Origin of the sequence: Streptomyces sp. NPDC048516 (genome assembly GCF_043199875.1) — a bacterium.
Classification (GTDB): Bacteria; Actinomycetota; Actinomycetes; order Streptomycetales; family Streptomycetaceae; genus Streptomyces.
In genome coordinates this window covers 132,574-152,208 of sequence record NZ_JBICWS010000018.1, presented here as the reverse complement: position 1 = coordinate 152,208, position 19,635 = coordinate 132,574, and the positions used below count along the sequence as shown (strand labels likewise).

The following is a 19,635-nucleotide window of genomic DNA, read 5'->3' as shown; positions in this document are numbered from 1 at the left end:
ACCAGAACCGACCCACTCCACAGTCCCCTCAGCACCACACCACTACGCGAAAGAAAAGGCGTAATAACGGGACACCAGAGATGAAAACGACCTCTCAGTAGGTGTTTTTGAACCGCAAGGCTCGGACGCTTCTTGGAACAGACGGCATTGACGAAGGTCAGGTGGTGGCCAGCAGCAGATCCTCTCCGCTTGACGGGCGAAGGCCGTCGGTGCGATCGGCGAAGTAGCGCTCGGTGAGCAAGGCTCCCGACACATGTCGGGAGCCTTTGAAGCCGGCTTCGCGGGCCAGTGCCAGCATTTCCTGCGGGCTGTAGAAGCTGACGAACGGCGTCCCGGATGCTCGTGCGCCGTCCCCACTCGCCCGGAGGCCGGGGCGGTCGGCGGCGTCGACAAGTTCGGTAGGCAGCAGGAAGGTCATGGCGAGCGTTGAGCCGGGTGCAAGCCCGGCAATCTGGCGCAGGGTGGCAGCGGTGGTGTCTTTGGTGAGGTACATGGTGACGCCGGTGGAGACGATGACCGCTGGTCGGCCGGGATCGAAGCCTGCAGTGGACAGCTGCTCGGACCAAGACGCACCGGCCTCGAAGTCGACCGGCACCAGGTGCAGCCAGTCGGGGATGCCGTAGCCGAGTTCGACCAGGCGGTGGCGCTTGAAGGCTTGGGTGCCGGGCTGGTCGACCTCGAAGATCTGCAGGCGGGAGGCGAGCTCCGGCTTGCGCTGGGCGAAGGTGTCCAGACCGGCTCCCAGGATGACGTGCTGGGTCACGCCTCGGTCGATCTGCTCGGCGATCAGGTCCTCGATGAAACGAGCGCGGGCCACGATGGCCGACCGGAACCCGCTGGTGGCCTGCGGATCCATGTCCGGGCGGTTGTGCCAGTCGTCGCCGGGGGCCGCCAGCTGCAGGCCGATCTCGTCCTCGACCACATGCGGGGGCGGGTCGACCTGGAGGTGCATCGCCCGCCAGAGGGCGGTCCGCACCGCGGTGTTGTCCGGTGCCTCGGGCTGCTCGTGCGCCATGGTGTTCCCCCTTTCGTCGCAGTCAGTTGTTGGCGGGAGCCTGGAGGCTCCACAGGCGCCCGTCGGGGTCGCGGACGGTCATCTCCTTGGTCCCGTAATGGGTGTCCTCGAACGGCGTGACCACCTCGACGACAGGATCGGGACGGAACGCGTCTGCGTCCGGCGCCTTCAGCACGATCCGCGTCTGGGGCTCTTGGTCCTGGGGAACCTCGGCGATGAAAACGTAGGGACCGTCGCCGTTGCGGAACTGGCCGGAGTTGTGGTCTGTCGAGAACTCCAGTTCGTAGCCCAGCGTCTGGAAGAACTTCGCCGCCTTGCCCCAGTTGTGCGTCGTCAGGAACACGGCTTCGATTCCTTCGGTCGTCATGTCAGGTCTCCTTCTCAGGCGATTGCTGTTTGTTCCCATGGGCGTCATCGAGGTAGGCGCGCAGCGCGTCAGCGACGAGCGCCGACAACGACATGCCCGACTCGATGGCGCGGTACTTGACCTGCTTGATCAGCCCGATCGGCAGGTACACGTTGAATTGCTTGACTTCTTCATCACCCACAAGACAAATCCTAGCATCCTAGGATGCTAGGAGCGCCGATACGGCGAACCAAGCCGGCTGGTTCAGGAGGTCGGTGTCGACTTCTTCGACCAACGGTCCGTGCGGGGGCTCTTGCGGATCAGGCGCCGGGTCATCATGGTGATGAGTGCCCAGTTCAGGTGGGCCTCGGAGTGCTGGGGCAGCCGCTCGTAGTCGCGTGCGTTGCGGCGGGCGTTCATGCACCAGCCGATCGTGCGTTCCACTTTCCAGCGGCGGGGCAGGACGACGAAGCCCTGGGTGCCCTTCGGCCTGGAGACGATGCGGAGGGTGAGCCAGAGGCGTTCGCGGGCCCAGTCCACGAGTTCGCCGGCGTAACCGCGGTCGGCCCAGACCTGCGTGATCTGCGGCTGGGTGAGACGCAGCCGCCAGAACACGTCGCGGGCGGCGTCGCGGTCCTGGATGTCGGCGGGCGTCACCGTGATCCTCACAGGCAGGCCGAGCGTGTCCACCGTGATATGTCGTTTGCACTGGTCACCGGCTCGTAAGGTGCCGGGAGCGGTAACAGCGGTGCAGGGCGTGGCAGCGGGTGCGGTAGGCGGCCGGTGAGAGCTCCGGGCTGCTGCTGGGCCGGGACTGAGGTGCGGGCGGCCGCCACACCGGGCGGGTGCGGCGGCCGTGGGTGGGATCGACTCGTGGTTCGAGTCAGTGAGCAGAGCGGCGGATCAGCCCGGCGTCACCGCACCCTCTGGCACTCCGAACCACTCCTCCAGCGCCTCCGCCAGCCCGGCCGTCGACGTCGGCGCCTGCGCCCCCACGTCGGCCGCCCAGGCCGTGAAGCCGTCCGGACGGACGAGGACCGCCGCCAGTTCCGGGCGGGACGGGCAGCCGGCCGTCAGGGTGTCGACGCGGCCGGCATACCCCGCAGCGAGGGCCCGGAGCTCCGGGTCGTCGGTGAGGTCGAGCAGGAGCGCCCGGCCGCCGTGGAGGTGGTCGGCGAGGCGGCCGCCGTCGGTGAGTTCGAGGTCCGGGGTGCTGCGGCCGGTCAGCGGGTGCTCGCCCGGCAGCTCGTACCGCACCGCGGCGCCGTTGAGCCGCGCGACGAGGTACGTGGTGCCCGTTACCGTCTCCGCCAGGTCGCTGACGATCTCGCGCAGGGCACGGGACTGCGGGTCCGGGCGCATGGCCGCGACCTGGGACCGGGTCCAGGCCAGGACCCACGCGCCCACCGGGTGGCGCTCGGCGGTGTACGTGTCCAGCAGCCCTTCCGGCGCCCGGCCGGCAATCACCGCGGCGAGCTTCCAGCCGAGGTTCATCGCGTCCCCGATACCCAGGCTCAGCCCCTGGCTGCCGAACGCGGAGTGCACGTGCGCCGCGTCGCCCGCCAGCAGCACCCGGCCCTTGCGGTAGTCGGGGACCTGGCGGGCGTGGTCGGTGAAGCGGGTCGCGGTCCGCACTTCGGTGATCGTGACGTCCACGCCGGAGACGCGGCGCAGCCGCGCCTGGAGGTCCTCGGTGGTGACCGGCGCGTCCCGGTCGGCCGGCGGGCCGTCGAACTCCACGGTGACGACACGGCCCGGCATCGGCCCGTGGGCGTACACCCCGGTGTCCGTGGCGGCCCAGCCGACCTTCAGGTCCTCGGCGCCGGTCATCTCCACGACCGCCTGGTGACAGGTGGTCTCCGGGTCCGTACCGGGAAATTCGAACCCCGCGAGCTTGCGGACCGTGCTGCGGCCGCCGTCGCAGCCCACGAGCCAGCCGGCGCGTATGGCCCCGTGGCTGGTCCGCACGGTGACGGCCCCGTCGTCCGCGTCGAAGCCGGTCAGCTCCACTCCCCGGCGCACGTCGACGCCGAGCTCGTCCGCCCGCCCGCCGAGCAGCCGCTCGACGTCCTGCTGCGCCACGAAAGCGATCTCGGCGGCGGGTCCGGCGTCGCCGAGGCCCGGCTCCGTACGGTCGACCAGGTCGGCGCGCAGCATGATTCCGGCGAAGTGCCCGACGATCCCGAGCCCTTGGCCCGCGTCCCCGCCTCCGTCCCCGCCGTTCCGTTCGCGCAGGAAAGCCTGAAAACGCTCCATCGTCTGCCGCTGCACCTCGGCCAGCGCGGGCAGCATGCCTCGGCGGTAGAGCGCCTCGGCGCTGGGCGTGGTGATCGCCCCGCCCTTGATCGTCGAGTTCACTTCGGTGAGGCGCTCCAGGACGGCCACCCGCGCGCCTCCGAGCCGGAGCTCGCAGGCCAGCATCAGTCCGACCGGGCCGCCTCCGGCCACCACTACGTCATAGTCCATGGCGCCGACTATGACCGAGGGCCGAAAAGGCCAAAAAAGCGCCGCGGTGTCAAGGGACCGGCCCCACGAGGAAAATGGGGCCGGCACAGTTGGCGCTGAGAACGATCAAGGCCACCACCGCCCAGCCAAACCCGACAACACGCAGGGTTCCCCCACCCGCAGATCCGGAACAAACGCCAACAACTCACCGGCCCTGAACTGAAGTGGGCGGCGTAATAGTCAACACTCGCACTCCTTCGCGGGTTGACCCCAGAACAGGATGTGACGAGACCGGGCCGGGTGACTTGGTGGCAAAGCGAAACTGCTGCCAGGGCAGGGCCACCGTGCCAGCACCCCCGCTACTGCCGGCCATCCCAGTCGCTGATCAGCGGCGTAGCCGCCACGTCGTACCGCGCCCGATACGACCCGGACGATCGTGCGGCCGGCTCGGCTTTATCGAGCACTTGTGAAGTCGTCACCCCGTAGACAGCGTCTTTGTCTTTGCCCCGCCTTGATACCGGCCACCCCCTCGCCCCGCCGCCGGCATCGAATTCCCGGCGACGAGCACGGCTGCCGCCGGCGGCGCTTCCAGGCCCGGCCTCTTTCCTGAGCCCTGGCCCCGTTACGGGTTCCCGCCCCGCCAAGGGCCCTGTGGAACGGGCCTGTCCGGTAGTCCGCTACAGGCGCGGGGTGCGCGCCTCGATCCGGTGGTCGAAGGCGGCACCGCCGACGCCGACCGTGGTCGCCCCGCCGTCGACGGTGAGGACGGCCCCGTTGACGTAGGACGCGGCGGGCGACAGCAGCCAGTCGATCGCCGCGGCGACCTCCTCCGGATCACCCGGCCGCCGGGCGGGAGTCAGCCGGTTCGCCTCCTGGTACGCCGCCTCGGCACCGCCCGCCAGTTCCGCCTCCGCCGCGAACCGCGCCATCCGCTGGTCGGCCATCTCCGTACGCACCCAGCCCGGGCACACCGCGTTGGCCCGCAGCCCCTGCGGCCCGTAGTCGACGGCGAGGGAACGGCACAGGTGGAGCAAACCCGCCTTGGACGTCGCATAGGCGGCGTTGCCGGCGCTGTTGCGGAGCGCGGCGACCGAGGCGACCGCGACCACTGCGCCGCGGGCCGCCAGCAGATGCGGCAGCGCGGCACGCAGCAGCAGGAACGGGCCGGTGAGGTTGGTCCGTATCAGTTCTTCCCAGTCCTCGACCTCGGTGTCGCCGACCGCGCCGCCCCGCCCGATTCCGGCGTTGAGCACCACACCGTCGAGTCTCCCGTAGGCCGCAACCGTCGTCTCGACGAGCTCGCGCACGGCATCGGGGTCGGCGGCGTCAGAGGGGTGGGCCAGCGCTCCGGTCTCCTCGGCCACCCGGCGCAGTGGCTCGGGCCGCCGCCCGGAGATCACGACCTGGTGTCCGGCGGTGCGCAGCAGCCGGGCGGTGGCGGCCCCGATTCCCGTTCCCCCGCCCGTCACCAGGACAACACGCTCTTGCGACATGGTCGTTCGCCTCCGAAGGTGGTCAATTTCCGGTTCCCCGCACTGCGAGCATACGAAGTGCCGGCGCCGCCGGGCCGACCGGCTGCCGCTTCCGTCGGCACCGCGACTGGGCGCGGGGCGGGGGACGATCCCGGCGAAGGGCAGCGTCGAACCAAGCGGTGGTTAACCGGTGGAACGGCGTGACGGCGTGACGGCGTGACGGCGTGACGGCGGGGGCTTGCGGCAGAAGCACGCCGCATCAACACCGTCCTGCTCCTGAGCCCGGCACTCGGCTGTCCTCTGACGCTGAACATCGACCGATTGCCAGGAAGTCCAAGAAGGACCGCGGGGTCGCGGCCCGCACCCGGGCCGCCCGCCCGTCCACTCCCCTGCCTCCGCCGGCTTCAGCACCGGCGCCGACCGAACCCGCCGCCGCGGAATCGGCCGAGTCGGAAGGGCTGGCCGACGTCATCCCGCTCGGCCCGTTCGATCCGCTAGAGAAGCCCTGGAGGCGTTCGTGACGGAGGCCCTGGACACGGATGCCGCCCAGCCTCTGACCACGCGGGAAGGCTGGCGCGCGTTCGCCTCGCAGAGGCCACCGGCGCCCCCGCCGCTGAGAGAGGAGGAGTACGCGGCCCTCTCCGACACCGAGCTGGACCACTACGACGAGGACCGCCTGGACCACTACACCCGCCTGCTGGTGGTGGCCACCTCCGCGGTCCGGCACACGGGCACCAGCGGCCGCCGGCTGTTCCTGCTCAACCGGCACGCGGTCAGCGTCCGCCACGGCCTGATCGTCTCGGGCCCCGCCGGGACCGGGAAGACCATCGCCATCACCCACCTCGGCCTCGCCCACGAGCTCCAGGACCGAGCCCGGAACCCGGAGGTCGAGGACCGCATCCCCGTCGTCTACATCACCGTTCCGTTCGGCCGCGACCCCTCGCATGCTCGCGGCCGAATTCGCCCGGTTCCTGGGGCTGCCCATGATCGGGAAGTTCAGCATCACCGACATCATCGACTCGGTCGTCGGCGTCTGCACCACCGCCCGCACCGGCCTGATCCTGGTCGACGAGCTGACAACATATCCCTGACCACCCGCCACGGCGCTGAGATCGCGGACACCCTCAAGTACTTCTCCGAACGCATCGCCCCCACGTTCATCTACGTCGGCATCGACATCGAGCACAGCAGCCTGCTCTCCGGCACCCGCGGGGCCCAGATCGCCGGACGCTTCACCCTGATCCCCACCCACTCCTTCCCCTACAACCAGCAGTGCAAAGGACTGGTCAGCACCATGGAGCGGACGCTGCTACTGCGCCGCCACACCCCGGGGACGCTGGTCAAAATCGACCGCTACCTGCACAAACGCACCGGCGGCATGATCGGAGCCAGGCCCGCATCCGCAACCGTTGGTCGATGCCTCTTCATGTTGCCGTGCTTCTCGGGCAGATGGAGAGGCTGCGATCCGGTCTTGCAGGAAGCGAAGTCCCGGAGCTGCCGACGCCGCGGCCCGCCGCGGACCTACTCGCCGCACTTGAGCAGAGCGCGCCCAGGCCGCACGCCGATCCCGGCAGTGATACGGCCGCGGTGGCCCGGCAGGACATATGTCATCCCCAGGACATGACTCAAGGACCTACAGGTGAAGTTGCCGATCCTCGTAAGCTCCACAGCATGTTCAAATCTCGCAAAATCGGACGAGACGAGTCCTGGGAAGGCATCGTCACCAACAAGTCCCGGGGAATGCTCGACGGCTCGAACATGTACCACTTCGTCGAGGTCCGCCTTGCCGATGGCGAATCCATGAAGGTCCGGATCGGCCGCCGGCTCTGGAAGTCGGTTGAGGTCGACGATCGGATCGTCAAAGGGCCAGGCTCCGACCCGGCCAAGGAGTAGCCCTTGAGGAGCCTGGAGGCGCGGGAAGCCGCTACTTGTCGGTCCGGGGTCGCCGCAGGCCCCGGCCGGCTGAGCGCCGCCCGCGTGCGATCACCGCACGGCGGAGTATGTCCTCGCGATGGCGTATGCCGAAACTCGGGTTTGCACGCGATCTTCCGTCCTTCCCGCCCTTCGCCACGCCAAAGCCGGCAACGAGAATTCCGGTCCAGGCAGGATCAACTTTCGCGGCAGGCCGCTGAGGGGGACGAGGCCCACTCCTCCACCGCATCGCGGAGCGCACGTGGCGGGCGTCCGGTGATGCGTTCCACTGTGTCGGTCACCCGGTCCTCGGCTCCGGCCGCGATCGCCTGGTCCAGTTCGGTCAGCAGGTCGGCAAACGCCTCGGGTAGCGCGGTGGCCAGCCGGTCGCGCAGTTGTGCGGGGGTGAGTGGCAGGTGTCGTACGGGGTGGCCGGTCGCCTCTGTGAAGAGGGTGGCGACCTGGTCGTGGCTCAGTGCCTGCGGGCCCGTGAGCACCAGGCCGGTGGCAGGTGGCGCGGAGGCGCTGGTGAGGAGACGCGCCGCGACGGCGGCGATGTCGCCGGCATCGACGAAGCCGACGCGACCGGTGCCGGTGGCCGTGCGGATCACACCCTCCGATCGGATGCTCTTCGCGTGCAGGTGGTCGCCGGTGAAGTTCTGCATGAACCAGGAGGGCTGCAGCACCGCCCACTCGTCAAAAAGCCCGGGGAGCGCCGTGTGCACCTGCCCCACTCCGGGGCCGCCGGCCGGGATGGCCGACGAACCGAGCAGGACCGCCCGGCGCACTCCGGCCGCCCGCGCCTTCCGGAGGAAGGGCAGCATCACTGCGGCCGGGTCGGGGTCCCCGATGGGCGGCACGAGGTAGGCCCGGTCCACGCCGTGCAGCGCCGCGCCGTGGTCGGCCGGGTCGTACCAGTCGAAGCGGACGGACCGGGCGGCGCCCGACGGCAGGGACGCGCGGCGGCTCGCGGCGATGGCGGTGTGACCGTCGGCAGCCAGGCGGGCCACGACGCGGCTGCCGGTGGTTCCGGTGGCGCCGGTGACCAGGACGGTGTGGTGACCGGTCATGCGGCCTTCACCTCGCCCATGGACGCCGGGATCGCCAGCGGGTTCCAGTAGTCGCGGTAGTGCGTGATGCGCCCGTCGACGACCGTCACCACGGCGACGTAGGCCATCTCGTACGGCTCTCCGGTCGCCACGATCCGCCCGGCGGCGCGCATTTCGACGACGAGGGTGTCCGGGGCGTCGGTCCGGTGGATCTCCAGGTGAGGGAAGTCCTGGAGGTCGATGTGCTCGGGGTAGTCGTGCAGGTAGGCGGCGATCGCCGCCTTGCTGTCGAGCCGGGCGGGGTAGCCCGCCGGGGCGAAGGGGAATTCGAAGACCGCCCGGTCATCGCACAGCTCCACCCAGCCGTCCATGTTCTTGTCCAGCAACAGCTGCAAGCCGTGCCGGAAGAGCTTCGCGGGGTCGGTGTCGCGCATGGGAATGCCTCGCCTCTAGACTGCGGAGAATGCGGACCAACGGTCCGCTTAGCCGTCATGAACTATACGGACTGCCGGTCCGCTTCGTAAAGGGGAGACTTCCCATGGCCGAACGCACGTCCGCCCGCGCTGACGCGCTCCGCAACCGGGAGGCGGTCCTGGCCGCGGCTGACGAACTTTTCGCACGCAGTGAGAGCCCGCGCGGCGTGTCGATGGACGATGTCGCGGCGGCGGCCGGCGTCGGCAAGGGCACCCTCTTCCGCCGTTTCGGCGACCGCACCGGCCTGATCCAGGCCGTCTTCGCGTCCCGGATCGAGCCGCTGCGGGCAGCCGTGGAGACCGGCCCCGCGCCGCTCGGCCCCGCCACCCCGCCGCGCGAGCGGGTGCCGGCCGTGCTCGACGCGCTCCTGAAGTTCAAACTCGACAACCGGCACCTCTCGCTCGCCCTGGAGGAGGCCGGCAGCGGCAGTCCCTACCAGGCTGCGCACTACGCCTGGTGGCACGACATCCTCCGGGATGCCCTGAGCCGGCTTCCCGGTACGGACGACAACGCCGACTTCACCGCGCATGCCCTGCTGGCAGCCACCCGTGCCGACCTGGTCGAGCACCTCGCGGGGGCGGAGGGCATGAGCCCCCGGAGGATGAGGAATCGACTGGCGGCCTTCGTGGACACCGTCCTGGGGCAGGTGTCACGGCTGGTGTAACGGCAGGTGTATCGGCAGGAGTTCGGCGACAGGCCGTGGGCCGTCTTGTCGTGGCCGGCCCGGTCCGGCCTGGTCCGGCCCGGCCCAGCCCGGCGTGTGCCGCGACAGAGTTGACGGGGACTTGGTGCACCGGCTGTGTGGACGGCGCGAAGGCACTCGAGCTGTCAGCCCAGGCGAAGGGAAGCAGCACTCCATACACCAGGCACGAGCGCCGCATCTCCTCTTCGGCCTGGCCGCCGACGGGTGCCGGCCGTACGTCCGCTCCCCCCAGGAGACAGGGAGCTGAGCCGCCCGAGGACGCCCGCCGACGATCCCGCACGAATCCCAGCCGCGCCATGGCTCGGGCGAAGCCGATCGCGGGCGGATGGGGCACCGACGCCGAGGTGCCGTACGTGGCAGGCGTACATGGCTGCGCGTTCGGCTGCCATACGTGGCTGCCATACGCCGGCCTCGCACGCGGGCGTCGTCGGCGTCCGCTCCGCCGGCGCTCGCGCTATCGCCGGGTGACCGAGCGGATCCAGGCGAGCTGCTGGGAGATCTCGCCGGCCTGGGCGATGTACTCCCGGTCGGAGCCGTCAAAGACGCCGAGGAGGGTTTCGGCGCCGTGTGAGGCGATGCTCATCACCGGACCTCCGGAGTCGCCGCCGGCGGGAATCCCGGACACCTTTTCCATGCAGAAGTCCGAGCCGCCCGGTGCGGTGTAGCCGTCGCACCGCGGGTCGTCCGGCCGTACGACCCGCAGGTCCGACTGTTTGAGCACGGGGGACTGACAGGTGTTCTCGTCCCCGGTGCAGGTGGCACCCCACCCGTACTGCCGCACAGTCTGGCCGGGGTGGACCGGGGCCGCGGCCAGGGGTGCCGTGCGGATGTTCATCGGCGGGACCTTGATGAGCATCATGTCGGCGTGCGCGCTTCCCACACGCCGACCGGGCACCGGATGGATGGTGGTGCCCTTCCGCATGTCGAGGCTGCCGACCCGGAACGAGATCCGCTTGTCGGCGATCGGCTGTGCCTGCTCGAAGAAGCAGTGCGAGGCACTGATGATCCATTGAGGTGTGACCGCCGTCCCGGTGCACGCCGGTTTGCCGTCGACGAGCATCCGCACCGCCCACGGGCCGTAGGTGCTCGTCGACCCGCCGATGACGGCGGAGGCCGGTGTGGACGACATCACCGCGCCCGTCACCAGCAGTAAGACGGACAGCAGCAGCACACGAATTCGACGTACCATCCGGAACAGCTCCTTTCGCCGGGCCATGGGCCGTACGGGTGTGGATACCCGCTGAGCAGCACAGCTCCGACTGATCTCAATGCAACGGCCTGGGCGCTTCTTTCGGCTCTTCATGGACGTCACGGGGCGGGCCGGGGCCGAGGGCGGCACCTTCACCGGTATGTTCCGGCCCGCTCCGGTGCCGGGCGCCGTCGGCCGGTGTCGGGAGGGCCGTCGGCGCCCGGTGGTGGTCAGGAGCAGGGCTTGTAGAAGTGCTTCCAGCCGTCGCCGGGCATGGCCGGCGGCTCTGAAGTGGTGGCGAACTCGCCGTATTTCACCTGGAGTTCGTAGTCGTAGGTGCCCGGGCCGCTGCCCGGCTTCGTCAGGCGTACGTCCCGGTCCAGTCCTCCGTCGCCGGAGTTGTTGAGGACCGCGAGGTCCGGGTACGCGTCGCCGCCGTAGTCGGCGATCCGGAGCTGCTGGACCTCGCCGTGGTCGCCGATGTCGGAGTGCCGGGTCTTGGCGGAGGCCAGGTCCGCCCGCTTGAGGGGGCCGGGCCGGTACTGCGCGACGCGTGCCGTCGAGGGGTCGTCGCCGTCGGCCGGCGTGACGAGGTTGACGACCATGTCCAGGGTGCCGTCGCGCTGGAAGTCGGCGACCGCGGCGGTCGCGACCTCCCCCTTCTTCGCGCCGAGAAGGGCCCTGACGGGGTACGCCTTGCCGAACGAACCGTTCGCGGCACCCCACTGGATCGTCATCCTGGTGCCCGTGAGACCGGGATTGCTGATCCTGTCCGGGCGCTTGTCGCCGTCGAGGTCGCCGACCAGCGTGGTGGCATCGGCCAGGCACGGGGCCGTCGCCGCGGAGGCCTTGCCGGCCCGTGCCCCGCCGCCCGGGGCCGGGGCCGGGGCCGGGGCCGCAAGGGCCTGATAGCCAGTAACAGTCAGGGACAGGGTGACGGCCGCAACCGGCACGGCGATCAGGCGTAAACGTTGACGAAGCATCTCGAACTCCTCATGTCGCTGCTGCGAGGTGAGATGCCGTCAGCGCCCTACACGTTGGTGCCCGGATCGCGGTATTACACAACCGTGACGTGTAACCGGGAGAGCGTGACGACTGGGCTTGCTCGGCAGAGCAGGCCGCCCGGCCCGGCTGTTCCGGCGTCGGCGGCCCGTCCGTCGACGCCGGAACAGCCAAGGTCTGGAAGCTCCTCCGCCGCCTCCTGGCGGTAGCCGGCCCCTCAGGTCACGCCCGCCTATCCGGCACCTCGACGAGGCGGCCGCCAGACCGCAGCGCGCCGGCCTGCTTGCGACGGCATCACCACCGCGGTGACCTGGGCGCGGATCGCGGATCGCGGCCCGCACACGCTCACCTGAGTGAGCGGCCGGGACGGGCCTCGGGGTAGCGCTCGAGAACCTGGGCGGGGTGTTCTTCCTCCGTGGGCCAGAGCACCACGACGGGGACGTCCAAGGAGCTCTGCCCCTCGCGAGGGCTGAACGCTCCGTCGCCAGCAGTCGCTCAGGGGCGGGCAGCTACCGCATCGACTCCGGCTCCACGCAGCTTGCGGGCGAGCAACTCCACCTCGGGCAGCGTGCCGGTGCAGGCCCCTGCCAGCACCTGGCCCACGACGGCCTTGACCCCCGTCAGACCAACGCCGAGGACAGCACGCATCACTCGCATGACCGCGACACGTTCCACCGACGGATCCCTTACGCGCAACGTGGCCGGCCCGTGGTCTGCGAGCAGCCGCTCTCGCAGCCGGGTGGGCAGGTCCAGGCCGCACTCGGCCGTCGCCTGCCCGCATGCCGAGCACACGGCTTCCACGTCCCACCGCAGCGAGCCACCGATCAGACAGTGGACACCCCAGCACTCCGACTGCGCCCCGCAGCCCACGCACGGAGCGCTGTACCTGACGCATTCGACGACCGACTCTTCCATCCCCACCCCTCAACCACCATGAGGTGATGTGCTGAGCGGACGGCGCGGCGTAGGGATGGTGGCGCTGTGGCATGACTTGCCACTCTCCTCAGTGACCACCACCGCAGGACCGGTCGACTGGCTTGGTTCAGTTCCAGCGGCAGCGATTGACTGTGAGTGCGAGCAGCAGTTTGTGATCTTGAGTCCCGTGGATGTTCACGAGAAATGACGTCAGATGGGGACGGGAGTGTTTGACTGGCCCCCATGTCATCTACTCTTGGTGTGTCCCGACCCGACCAGGCTTCCTACATGCTGCGGGCCGCTGCCGGTGATGCCGGCCGTGCGTACAAGCGGCAGATGCTGGACCTGTTGGACGTCCAGGGGGGCCAGACCGTCCTGGACGTGGGGTGTGGACCGGGCACCGATCTGCCGGCGCTGGCGGAACGTGTCGGGGACAGCGGCACCGTAATCGGCGTAGATCGCGATCCGGCCATGCTCACCCAGGCTCGCGAACGCACGGACGGTTTGCGTCGGGTGGAGATCCGCGAGGGCGACGTGCATGCCCTGCCCGTCGAGCCGAGCACGGTGGACCGGGCCAAGATCGACCGGGTTCTGATGCATGTTGCCGAACCCACGGCCGCTCTTACGCAGCTCCATCGCGCAACCCGGCCAGGCGCCCGGATCGGCCTTGCCGAACCTGACTGGGACACCTTGATCGTCGATGCTGAGGATCTCGAGACGAGTCGCGCCTTCACCCGATACACCACTGCAGAAGTGGTCCGCCACGCGACCATCGGACGCAGCCTCGCACGCCTCGCCGAACAGGCAGGCTTCTCCACCGAAACCGTGCTCGCCACGACACCCGTCTTCCGTGACTTCCAAGAGGCGGACCACACCCTGGGCCTCGGCCGCAACATGCAGAAGGCCATCGAGGAGGGCTGGATCGACCGAAGCCGCGGCCATCGTTGGTTTGCCAGCCTTTCCCAGCGGCCGTTCTACGCATCGTTCACTCTCGTCAGCGTGATCTGTTCCCGTTGAATCAACTGGCCTCAGCAGGTGCTTCGGCTCAGGCTCGGGCTCGGGTGCCGGCGAGGCGGTAGGAGTCGGTGCCGGTCTCGATGATCGCGCCGTTGAAGGTGAGACGGTCGACGATGGCCGCGCAGAGACGGGGATCGGTGAACGTCTTAGTCCAGCCGCCGAAGGACTCGTTGGAGGCGATGACGACGCTGTTCTTCTCCTCCCGCTCGGTCAGCACCTGGAACAGCAGCTCGGCGCCGTGGCGGTCGAGTTTTCCACTCGCAGCGGGCGAGGGTGTGGACAGTGGCCGCGTCGCCCTCACGGGATGACTCCTGCCCCATATGCTCAGTCGATACAGAATTCGTTGCCCTCGATGTCCAGCATCGGGATGCACGAATCATTGCCGTCGTACAGCGTTTGCACGTGTACTGCGCCGAGCGGGACCAGTCGTGCGCATTCGGCCTCAAGTACGGCGAGGCGTTCTTCACCCACCAGTCCGGTGCCGACCCGCACATCAAGATGCACCCGGTTCTTGACGGCCTTCCCTTCAGGGACACGCTGGAAGTACAGCCGCGGGCCCACACCTGAGGGATCTACGCAGGCGAACCATGAATCCCGCTGCTCGGGTGGCTGCGAACGCTTGAAATCATCCCAAGTGGCAAACCCCTCCGGTGGCGGCGGTACGACGTACCCCAACACCTCGCACCAGAAACGAGCGAGACGCTCAGGTTGTGCGCAGTCAAAGGTGACTTGGAACTTCTTGATCGATGACATCGGCGCACCGTACCAAGGGGACTTGGGACTCTGCCGCTCATTTCCCAGGGGGATCGATCCGGCCGCACCCCGTCGGGCCCTGAGCCACCTTGGGCACCTTGGGCACCAATTGATCAAACAGGATGATCCACGAGAGCGATGCAACGCCGGCGGCGGAGCCAACCGGTGGTCCCCAGGGTCCAGCCAGCCCTGACCAACTACCCTCATGCCAGAGATCAGTTACGGGACAATTCTCAGGACGCCCTTCGGCCTTCAGGCCCGATTCCGACAGTGACGCCGGCCTGCACGTCCGAGTGTTCAGCGGCTTGCACAGACACCAGCCCGCGGCCCGCGGGTCTCCCCTTGGACAGGAACCCGGCAGGACGTGGCGGCGCGCCGCAGGCACGGGCCTGCGGCGCGCACCGTGTGGCCGGTGAGCGGCACAGCTCACCGTCCGGCTCCGGGGCGGTCAGCGACCACGACGCCCCCGGATTGCCGCATCGATGGCGCGACTGTGGTCGTTGCGCAGGGTGGCGGTGTCGCCGGTGTTGTCCCGGACGCAGGCACGGCGGTCCTGGTAGACGTCGCGGTGGTTGCCGTGTCCGCTGCCGGCATGGACACGGATCCGGCTGTGGCCGTTGAAGCGGAGGTTGCCGAGGCGGTAGCCGTGGCCGGACTTATCGGACAGGGACCAGCCCTTGATACCGACCGGGGGGGGCGGCCGACTCGCTTCACCGTAACCCACTCCGCGTTCAGGCTTCGGTGGGAACGGTCGCCCCGTCCAGACACAGAAAACCCCTCAGAGGGCACCCCCGAAGGGGGTTCCGGCCGGATACGGCTTGAAGCAGTACAACCCCATAGCGCAGTGACGCCTGTCACGTGGCCTTCTATGCCGGAATGCCAGTTCCACGCCATAGGTTCTGTTTTATGGAGGTACCCAGGCACCACCGTCGCGATCGTCGACCCGCGCAAGGGCACCGTCGTCGACAGCCTGACCACCGGCGCCCGCACCAACCACGTCCACGTGGCTCACGGCGCGGCATTCGTGGCCGCCAAGTCGGGCTCCGGCCCCGAGGGCCAAGACCTCCTGCACCGATTCCCCCTCGGGCACCGACACCCCACTACCGCGGCTCGGTCCGGAGCCGCACCGCGTCCCGCCCGCCTCGACCGTACGCGGGCGGGCAGGCGGGCGGGATCCTCAACTGCGGAGGCCGCAGAAACGTGGCTGTAGGAGAAGTGCTGGGTTGCGCCGTCCCTGTGCAAGCTGACGCTCGCACGACGGCCGCTATGGCACTCCCCCGGCTAACGCTGGGAGGTGCCCCCACGCCGCATGGTCGGATCGGCCGAATACGCCCAGTACGAGGGCGACCCTCCGCTCTGCGATGCAGCTCGGCAGCCGCACAGCTGATGAAGAGCTGAGACGGAGTGAGCGCAGCGAAGGCATTGCCTCTGACGCCACCACGCTGATCCTCCGGGATTGGCTGATCCACCGGGGATTGCAGGACAGCCCTCAGCCCAGGGCGCATGTCCAGAGCACGGGGTGCGGGGCACGGCGGCGACCGAGCCGCCGTCGTACCCGGACGGCAGCGGGACGCGGTGCACGGTGCTTCCCGTCCAGTAGGCGGGCAGCCCGGCGGACCGGCCGACGGACAGGCCGCCGGTGCCGAAGTCGTTGACGCTTTCGCTCCCCCAGGACCCGCTGCCGCTGCCCGGCAGCCGGTCGAGGACATGAAGGGCAGGCGTGCAGCGGGAGGTGATCGCGCCGAACCGCGGGCTGCCCTGTCCTCCCCGGTGGATCAGCGCGCGGGGCCGGCTGCACTGCGTGCGCCACGCTCACTCCGGCGAGGCCACAGCCCCGCCCCCGCCACGCCATCGGGTGATGCGGCTCAGCCAGGCGAGTGACAGCGGCCACCGCAGTCTGCTACCGGGCGGGCCGGTACTCAAGGATCGGTGCCGCCGGCTGTCTCCGGTGGAATGTGCGTTTGACCAGGTCCGGGCCGTGCGATCGGCTCACCCACTGCTGTTCGAGGAGCCCCACCCCATGCGTTCACGCGTCATCGCCGTCATGGCCGCCGCGGTTGCGGCCGCCGCGGCACTCGCGCAACCCGCCCATGCCGCCCCGCTCGTCGACGGGGTCTACCGGTTCGCGGCTCTCAATGACGGCAAGTGCCTGGTCCGGCCCAACCTGAACGGGAGTGCCGTCGCGGCGTCGCTGGGCGCCTGTACCGACAACACGTCCACCTCGGCGAGCTGGCAGGTACGGCAACGCCCCAACGGAACGATGGAAGTCTCCGTGCCGGGATCGAACCCGCGCACCTGCCTGAGGGTGATGGACACGCGCCGCGTGGCGGTCACCGACAACTGCACTGACAAGTACGCCGAGTGGACCGTCTCCTACGGCTCCGCCGGACCCGGCAGCGTGGTGTGGGCCGACCTCGAGCACACCCCCGGCGACCACTCCCGCTCGTGGGGGAAGCTGGTGGACAGTCCCGACGCAACCGGTCGACTCGTGGTGACGCAGGCCCCCATCGAGCCCCACTACTGGGGATTGCAGCAGGCCGGCTAGGAGCTGCACGAAGGATCTCGTTCCTTCTGCTGATCGGATCGCTGGGCCTGGTGCGGGTCGTGGGGACCTGACGGATCGCGAGTGGCGATTGTGGGTGGCGATTGTGGGTGGCGATTGTGGGTGGCGTTGTTGCCGGTCAGCAGCGTTCGTGGCGGTCGGTGGGGATCAGCAGCGGGAGATCAACGGGAGTGCTGTTCCGGGACCACACGGGGGTGCTGAGACGGGACCCGCTCGAGTGGTCAGGGCCGCGGCGCCGGTGTACGTGCGACACCGCCGCCGGCCGGCGGACGGCGCCTGGGAAAGGGTCCTGACCGCGCCACGGCGAGAGGCGGCCCGCCCCTGCCGAGGCCACTGATCCCACCGGGGCGGCGCAGGGCCAACCAGCCTGCCCCTCCCCCGACATCACAAGACCGGGCCGTGAGCCAAAGACAGCGGCCGAATCCCGAAAGGACAATCATGGCAGGGCATTTCATCCTCAGGAGCATCACCAACTCCGACATCACGCTGGCGGGCCAGAAGGGCGCCAACTGGTCCGCCCTCCAACACGCCAACATTGGCTGGCACACCGCATCGCGCGACGTGCTGTCCAGGGCGCTGAACGGTCAGCCGATCGGCAACCGCGACGGGCTCCCGCCGCACCGCTATCTGGAGTCCAAGGTCAGCACCGGCCCAACGCTGGAGAAGTACCTGCGAGGCGCGAGCTGGGCAGACCTGCTCATTCGCCCGGACAGCACCGGTCTCGGCCTGCGCGAGCTGAGCCCCAAGGCCAGGGGCGCATGGGACCGCGGTGACCGCACCGGAGCGCTGGTCGAGCAGTTCCTGCACGGCACCGCGACAGTCGAGGTGTACTACATCAGCGGGACCGAGATGAGCTGAGCGCGAAACCAAGCCGCAGGCCGTCTCGGCGGGGATGTGCGAAGGAGGGACAGGAAGGAGGGACAGGCAGTGGATTGGGCGCGCCGTGGTGGGCTACACGGCTGCACCTGCCACCAGCGGTCCGCCTCGGTGCGAGCCACTTCGGCGTCGTACTGGCTCGCGTCGAAGTGGAGCTCCCGCGGGGGGCGCGAAGGTGTGCGTTTCCCAGGGAACGTCCCGGTCTGCCCCCTGCACGAACTCCCCGAACTGCTGCACGATCACGGTTAGGAAGCCGGCAGCAGCCACCGGTGCAGTCCGTTTCCCCCAGCTCCGGGCGGCGCGCCTCGGCGGTCGCCCGGAGCGGGGCTGGCACGGTCGCCCGGAGCGGGGCTGGGCCGTTCGGCCGGCACCGTATCAGTCGCGTACGGTCCGCGGCTGCCTTTGCCGGCGGTCTTTTCGACCACGTCCTCGACGTTGACCCAGAACCGCGACGGGGCAGCGAACCGGGGCCCGGCGGCCACCCACACCTTGACCGCCAAACGATCAAACAGCAGACGACTCTGGGACCCGGTGGCAAAAGGGCCGCCGGGGGCACCGGTTCTCTGATCCGTTCCTACCGGGCCCCGGATTGTGTGAGTGTGCCGGGCCCGTAGACAAGCGGTTCACGGTCAGAGAGCGGAGAGCCGTGAGCGGCGCCTGGGTTGTCCGGCGCTCCTTCCAAGCCCCGCTGGGCGGGTGCGCTGCGGGCGTGCCGGGTGGGTGTCAGGAAGCGATGACGCCAGGGGCATGCTCGGGGATGTTTGACTCGGACCCGCCGAACGGCTGGGCCTTGAGCTTTCCAGGCCCTCATGCATGTCGCCGTCCAGAAGTCGGGCTCCACCCCATCCCGCCGCAGGCTGACCGACTGCCGGGCCCCTCGACTGCCTCGTAGCAGGCTTCGATCAGGGCACGCAGCGCGGCGCGGGACGGACCGTTCCGCACCGCAAGGTAGGTCTGCATGACGGGCGCCGGATCGCTCAGGGGGCGGAACACCACGCCGGGAACGGGGAGCTGATCGGCGTACGGGGCGTAGAAGACCGTCCAGGACGGTTTGCCGTAGCCGATGGCGGCGAGGGTGTCCTGGTCATTGGTGAACTCCGGGCCCAGGACGGGCGTGTAGCCGGCGGCCCGGCAGGAGTGCATCACCAGGTCGTGGAGTGCGGGGTTGCGGGAGCGGGGGGAGAGCCGCAGCGGTAGTTCCGCGAGCCGGGCCAGTTCGACGGTCTCCCGCGCGGCGAGCTCGTGGCCGACGGGCAGCGCCGCCATCAGCGCGTCCTGCCACAGCGGCAGGAACTCCAGCCCTGGGTCGCTCCGTTCACCGCGCAGCAGGGCGGCGTCCAGGCCACCGGCCCGCACCTGCGCCAGACGTTCCTCGGTACTCCTGGTGACGAGTTCCAACTGGGAATCGCCGCCATCCCTGGTGAACACGGGGAGTACGGCGTCCAGCCAGGAACCCAGCCCGGCGCTGGTGCCGAGGCGCACCGTCACGGCCTGTCCGGCGCGCAGTTCGTCGACGGCCTCCCGGGCGCGTGCCTGGAGAGCGAGCATCTCCCTGGCGTACGGGAGGAGCCGGTGGCCGGCCTCGGTGAGCCGGACGACGCGGGTGGAGCGGGCGAACAGCTCGGTACCCAGTTCGCGTTCGAGCCGGCGGAGCTGCTGGCTGACCGCGGACTGCACGATATGCAACCGCTCGGCGGCCCGGCCGAAGTGCAGTTCCTCCGCCACGGTGAGGAAGTAGCGCAGCTGACGCAGCTCCATGGCCCCGGCCCCCTGTTCGCGGTGACCGGCATTGATCACCGTTTGCGATCAGTGTAGGCGCGGATCGCTCATTGGCCGGCGGAGATGATCGCGGTTGGCTGGGGAGATCACGAATCGCGCGGCCCGCGAGGGCCTACAAGGCAGAGG

Annotated in this window: 19 protein-coding genes and 2 pseudogenes; 6 read left to right on the top strand and 15 right to left on the bottom strand. The window is 69.5% G+C overall.

Annotated elements, in window-relative coordinates:
• Positions 1–157: 157 nt before the first annotated feature.
• From ACGFR7_RS29905 to ACGFR7_RS29880, 6 genes and pseudogenes are all read right to left on the bottom strand, one after another.
• On the bottom strand, positions 158–1,015 hold the full coding sequence (locus tag ACGFR7_RS29905) for a class I SAM-dependent methyltransferase (protein WP_393325240.1): 858 nt from the start codon (positions 1,013–1,015) through the stop codon (positions 158–160).
• 22 nt (positions 1,016–1,037) lie between these two features.
• The gene (locus ACGFR7_RS29900; RefSeq protein WP_393325238.1) at positions 1,038–1,382 is read right to left on the bottom strand and encodes a VOC family protein; all 345 of its coding nucleotides are present in this window, start codon (positions 1,380–1,382) and stop codon (positions 1,038–1,040) included.
• Position 1,383: 1 nt separating this feature from the next.
• On the bottom strand, positions 1,384–1,563 hold the full coding sequence (locus ACGFR7_RS29895) for a CopG family transcriptional regulator (protein WP_329536949.1): 180 nt from the start codon (positions 1,561–1,563) through the stop codon (positions 1,384–1,386).
• 65 nt (positions 1,564–1,628) lie between these two features.
• A pseudogene (locus ACGFR7_RS29890) lies at positions 1,629–2,066 on the bottom strand (transposase); the annotation flags it as partial.
• Between the two features lie 198 nt (positions 2,067–2,264).
• Positions 2,265–3,827, bottom strand: coding sequence for an FAD-dependent oxidoreductase (locus ACGFR7_RS29885; RefSeq protein WP_393325236.1), 1,563 nt, complete (start codon positions 3,825–3,827; stop codon positions 2,265–2,267).
• Positions 3,828–4,483: 656 nt separating this feature from the next.
• Positions 4,484–5,299 (bottom strand): SDR family NAD(P)-dependent oxidoreductase, encoded by an 816-nt coding sequence (locus tag ACGFR7_RS29880; protein WP_393325234.1) that lies wholly within the window; start codon positions 5,297–5,299, stop codon positions 4,484–4,486.
• A 496-nt stretch (positions 5,300–5,795) separates the two neighbouring features.
• Between ACGFR7_RS29880 and ACGFR7_RS29875 the strand changes: the two genes are divergently transcribed.
• Together ACGFR7_RS29875 and ACGFR7_RS29870 are read left to right on the top strand one after the other, a co-directional pair.
• Positions 5,796–6,902, top strand: a complete 1,107-nt coding sequence (locus tag ACGFR7_RS29875; RefSeq protein WP_393325232.1) for an ATP/GTP-binding protein — start codon at positions 5,796–5,798, stop codon at positions 6,900–6,902.
• 47 nt (positions 6,903–6,949) lie between these two features.
• Positions 6,950–7,171 carry a hypothetical protein gene (locus tag ACGFR7_RS29870; protein WP_393325230.1) on the top strand — a complete coding sequence of 74 codons (222 nt, stop codon included), beginning with the start codon at positions 6,950–6,952 and terminating at the stop codon, positions 7,169–7,171.
• A 215-nt stretch (positions 7,172–7,386) separates the two neighbouring features.
• Here ACGFR7_RS29870 and ACGFR7_RS29865 read toward each other — a convergent pair whose 3' ends face one another.
• Positions 7,387–8,259 (bottom strand): NAD(P)H-binding protein, encoded by an 873-nt coding sequence (locus ACGFR7_RS29865; RefSeq protein ID WP_393325228.1) that lies wholly within the window; start codon positions 8,257–8,259, stop codon positions 7,387–7,389.
• Positions 8,256–8,672, bottom strand: a complete 417-nt coding sequence (locus tag ACGFR7_RS29860) for a nuclear transport factor 2 family protein (protein ID WP_393325226.1) — start codon at positions 8,670–8,672, stop codon at positions 8,256–8,258. Before ACGFR7_RS29860 ends, ACGFR7_RS29865 begins: the two co-directional genes overlap by 4 nt.
• 104 nt (positions 8,673–8,776) lie before the next feature.
• Here ACGFR7_RS29860 and ACGFR7_RS29855 point away from each other — a divergent pair, with 104 nt between their 5' ends.
• A complete protein-coding gene (locus ACGFR7_RS29855; protein WP_393325225.1) occupies positions 8,777–9,376 on the top strand; it encodes a TetR/AcrR family transcriptional regulator in 600 nt (199 codons plus the stop codon).
• Positions 9,377–9,869: 493 nt separating this feature from the next.
• Here the strand turns inward: ACGFR7_RS29855 and ACGFR7_RS29850 are convergent, their stop codons facing one another.
• The 3 genes from ACGFR7_RS29850 to ACGFR7_RS29840 all read right to left on the bottom strand — a co-directional run bounded on the left by ACGFR7_RS29850 (position 9,870) and on the right by ACGFR7_RS29840 (position 12,521).
• Complete coding sequence (locus tag ACGFR7_RS29850) at positions 9,870–10,604, bottom strand: S1 family peptidase (RefSeq protein ID WP_393325223.1); 735 nt, start codon at positions 10,602–10,604, stop codon at positions 9,870–9,872.
• A gap of 230 nt (positions 10,605–10,834) precedes the next feature.
• The gene (locus tag ACGFR7_RS29845) at positions 10,835–11,587 is read right to left on the bottom strand and encodes an FG-GAP repeat domain-containing protein (RefSeq protein ID WP_393325221.1); all 753 of its coding nucleotides are present in this window, start codon (positions 11,585–11,587) and stop codon (positions 10,835–10,837) included.
• Positions 11,588–12,101: 514 nt separating this feature from the next.
• Positions 12,102–12,521 carry a hypothetical protein gene (locus ACGFR7_RS29840; RefSeq protein ID WP_393325220.1) on the bottom strand — a complete coding sequence of 140 codons (420 nt, stop codon included), beginning with the start codon at positions 12,519–12,521 and terminating at the stop codon, positions 12,102–12,104.
• 261 nt (positions 12,522–12,782) lie between these two features.
• Between ACGFR7_RS29840 and ACGFR7_RS29835 the strand changes: the two genes are divergently transcribed.
• Positions 12,783–13,538 carry a methyltransferase domain-containing protein gene (locus tag ACGFR7_RS29835; protein WP_393325218.1) on the top strand — a complete coding sequence of 252 codons (756 nt, stop codon included), beginning with the start codon at positions 12,783–12,785 and terminating at the stop codon, positions 13,536–13,538.
• A gap of 28 nt (positions 13,539–13,566) precedes the next feature.
• Here the strand turns inward: ACGFR7_RS29835 and ACGFR7_RS29830 are convergent.
• The 3 genes and pseudogenes from ACGFR7_RS29830 to ACGFR7_RS29820 form a co-directional block, all read right to left on the bottom strand.
• Positions 13,567–13,791, bottom strand: a pseudogene (locus tag ACGFR7_RS29830) (ATP-binding protein); the annotation flags it as partial.
• 71 nt (positions 13,792–13,862) lie between these two features.
• Positions 13,863–14,291 (bottom strand): VOC family protein, encoded by a 429-nt coding sequence (locus ACGFR7_RS29825; RefSeq protein ID WP_393325216.1) that lies wholly within the window; start codon positions 14,289–14,291, stop codon positions 13,863–13,865.
• Between the two features lie 448 nt (positions 14,292–14,739).
• Positions 14,740–15,015, bottom strand: a complete 276-nt coding sequence (locus ACGFR7_RS29820) for a lamin tail domain-containing protein (RefSeq protein ID WP_393325215.1) — start codon at positions 15,013–15,015, stop codon at positions 14,740–14,742.
• Between the two features lie 1,296 nt (positions 15,016–16,311).
• On the opposite strand from ACGFR7_RS29820, the gene ACGFR7_RS29815 reads away from it, so the two are divergent.
• Positions 16,312–16,836 (top strand): hypothetical protein, encoded by a 525-nt coding sequence (locus ACGFR7_RS29815; protein WP_393325213.1) that lies wholly within the window; start codon positions 16,312–16,314, stop codon positions 16,834–16,836.
• Positions 16,837–17,292: 456 nt separating this feature from the next.
• Positions 17,293–17,712, top strand: coding sequence for a hypothetical protein (locus ACGFR7_RS29810; protein ID WP_393325211.1), 420 nt, complete (start codon positions 17,293–17,295; stop codon positions 17,710–17,712).
• Between the two features lie 825 nt (positions 17,713–18,537).
• Here the strand turns inward: ACGFR7_RS29810 and ACGFR7_RS29805 are convergent.
• Complete coding sequence (locus ACGFR7_RS29805) at positions 18,538–19,488, bottom strand: LysR family transcriptional regulator (protein ID WP_393325209.1); 951 nt, start codon at positions 19,486–19,488, stop codon at positions 18,538–18,540.
• Positions 19,489–19,635 lie beyond the last annotated feature (147 nt).

Excerpts from the sequence above, each read along its gene's own strand:
- ACGFR7_RS29865 (WP_393325228.1), bottom strand. The coding sequence starts at position 8,259 with ATGACCGGTCACCACACCGTCCTGGTCACCGGCGCCACCGGAACCACC.
- ACGFR7_RS29805 (WP_393325209.1), bottom strand. The coding sequence starts at position 19,488 with ATGGAGCTGCGTCAGCTGCGCTACTTCCTCACCGTGGCGGAGGAACTG.
- ACGFR7_RS29845 (WP_393325221.1), bottom strand. The coding sequence starts at position 11,587 with ATGCTTCGTCAACGTTTACGCCTGATCGCCGTGCCGGTTGCGGCCGTC.
- ACGFR7_RS29905 (WP_393325240.1), bottom strand. The coding sequence starts at position 1,015 with ATGGCGCACGAGCAGCCCGAGGCACCGGACAACACCGCGGTGCGGACC.
- ACGFR7_RS29850 (WP_393325223.1), bottom strand. The coding sequence starts at position 10,604 with ATGGTACGTCGAATTCGTGTGCTGCTGCTGTCCGTCTTACTGCTGGTG.
- ACGFR7_RS29860 (WP_393325226.1), bottom strand. The coding sequence starts at position 8,672 with ATGCGCGACACCGACCCCGCGAAGCTCTTCCGGCACGGCTTGCAGCTG.
- ACGFR7_RS29885 (WP_393325236.1), bottom strand. The coding sequence starts at position 3,827 with ATGGACTATGACGTAGTGGTGGCCGGAGGCGGCCCGGTCGGACTGATG.
- ACGFR7_RS29900 (WP_393325238.1), bottom strand. The coding sequence starts at position 1,382 with ATGACGACCGAAGGAATCGAAGCCGTGTTCCTGACGACGCACAACTGG.
- ACGFR7_RS29825 (WP_393325216.1), bottom strand. The coding sequence starts at position 14,291 with ATGTCATCGATCAAGAAGTTCCAAGTCACCTTTGACTGCGCACAACCT.
- ACGFR7_RS29815 (WP_393325213.1), top strand. The coding sequence starts at position 16,312 with ATGCGTTCACGCGTCATCGCCGTCATGGCCGCCGCGGTTGCGGCCGCC.
- ACGFR7_RS29870 (WP_393325230.1), top strand. The coding sequence starts at position 6,950 with ATGTTCAAATCTCGCAAAATCGGACGAGACGAGTCCTGGGAAGGCATC.
- ACGFR7_RS29880 (WP_393325234.1), bottom strand. The coding sequence starts at position 5,299 with ATGTCGCAAGAGCGTGTTGTCCTGGTGACGGGCGGGGGAACGGGAATC.
- ACGFR7_RS29840 (WP_393325220.1), bottom strand. The coding sequence starts at position 12,521 with ATGGAAGAGTCGGTCGTCGAATGCGTCAGGTACAGCGCTCCGTGCGTG.
- ACGFR7_RS29810 (WP_393325211.1), top strand. The coding sequence starts at position 17,293 with ATGGCAGGGCATTTCATCCTCAGGAGCATCACCAACTCCGACATCACG.
- ACGFR7_RS29855 (WP_393325225.1), top strand. The coding sequence starts at position 8,777 with ATGGCCGAACGCACGTCCGCCCGCGCTGACGCGCTCCGCAACCGGGAG.